Source organism: Limobrevibacterium gyesilva (genome assembly GCF_025989185.1).
In the GTDB taxonomy this organism is placed as follows: domain Bacteria; phylum Pseudomonadota; class Alphaproteobacteria; order Acetobacterales; family Acetobacteraceae; genus Limobrevibacterium; species Limobrevibacterium gyesilva.
In genome coordinates, this window is the sequence record NZ_JAPDNT010000079.1 from 1 (window position 1) to 1,023 (window position 1,023).

1 protein-coding gene and 1 pseudogene are annotated in these 1,023 nt (G+C 64.1%); one reads left to right on the forward strand and one right to left on the reverse strand.

Annotation, left to right across the window (positions count from 1 at the left end; genetic code table 11):
* The coding region (locus OL599_RS25775) for a recombinase family protein (protein ID WP_283949954.1) at window positions 1-457 on the forward strand (457 nt) is incomplete at its 5' end.
* On the opposite strand, the pseudogene OL599_RS25780 reads toward OL599_RS25775, so the two are convergent.
* Window positions 388-597: pseudogene (locus tag OL599_RS25780) on the reverse strand (leucine zipper domain-containing protein); the annotation flags it as partial. The gene OL599_RS25775 and the pseudogene OL599_RS25780 overlap by 70 nt on opposite strands.
* Between the last annotated feature and the right edge of the window lie 426 nt (window positions 598-1,023).

Genomic DNA, 1,023 nt, shown 5'->3' on the forward strand with positions numbered 1-1,023 from the left:
CATCCGGGTTTCGACCGATCGGCAAGGTAAGTCCGGCCTAGGGATCGAAGCGCAGCGCGAGGCGGTGGCGCGGTTCATCGCGGCCGAGGGGCTGGATCTGCTGACCGGGTTTGTCGAGGTAGAGACCGGCAAGGGGTGCGACGCGCTGGACCGCCGCCCAAAGCTGCGCGACGCCCTGGCACAGGCCCGCAAGGCAATGGCTGCCGTAGTGGTGGCAAAGCTGGACCGTCTCTCCCGCGACGTGGCTTTCATCTCCGGCCTGATGGCGCAGCGCGTGCCCTTCATTGTCGCCGAGCTGGGTGCAAATGCCGACCCGTTCATGCTGCACATCTACGCCGAGCTGGCGCAGAAGGAGCGCGCCTCGATCTCGTCTTCCGCGTGCGCGGTCAGCCGCGTCGGACTGCGATGCGGCCTGGAGGAGCGATCGGTCAGGCCGGCTACGCCTTCGGCAGCATAGCGGTCGCGCCACTTGCGCACCGTGCGCGGATCAACGCCGAGCGCGTCCGCAATCGCCGTCGCGGTCCAGCCGCCAGCCAAGCGCTCAACAATCAGCATTCGACTGTGGCGCGTCGTCCGCGCATTCTGGTGGGTGTCCATCCAAGGCCCCGGGAAGGGGGTTGCAGGTCTGGCAACCACAGCCTCCCACCCCAGCCGCGGATGGACAACCTCCGTGGCAGCGACATCTAATCCCAGATTTCCCGGATGCAATCGGATTTTTCTGTACCTTCTAGCCGAATTTGTCACGAATATCAGCGCATTATCCTCGGCTTGGGCGCGCAGTCATGGGACGCCGCGCTTGAGGCGTAGGGTCATTGAGGCTCAATAGGACGCGTTTGGTCATGTGTGCAAATCGCACCAGAAGCCTTTTCGGGGCCACCTCACTATGTCCGGCTCTCCGGAGATGCATACCGGGCGATGTCTGGAACTTCGGCAGCCCCACAGCCAAGTGGAAGGCCGACAGCAAGCCTCATTGGCACCGAGCATGTGACCCGCGATGTCCTTCACACCCATCAGATCCGCGTC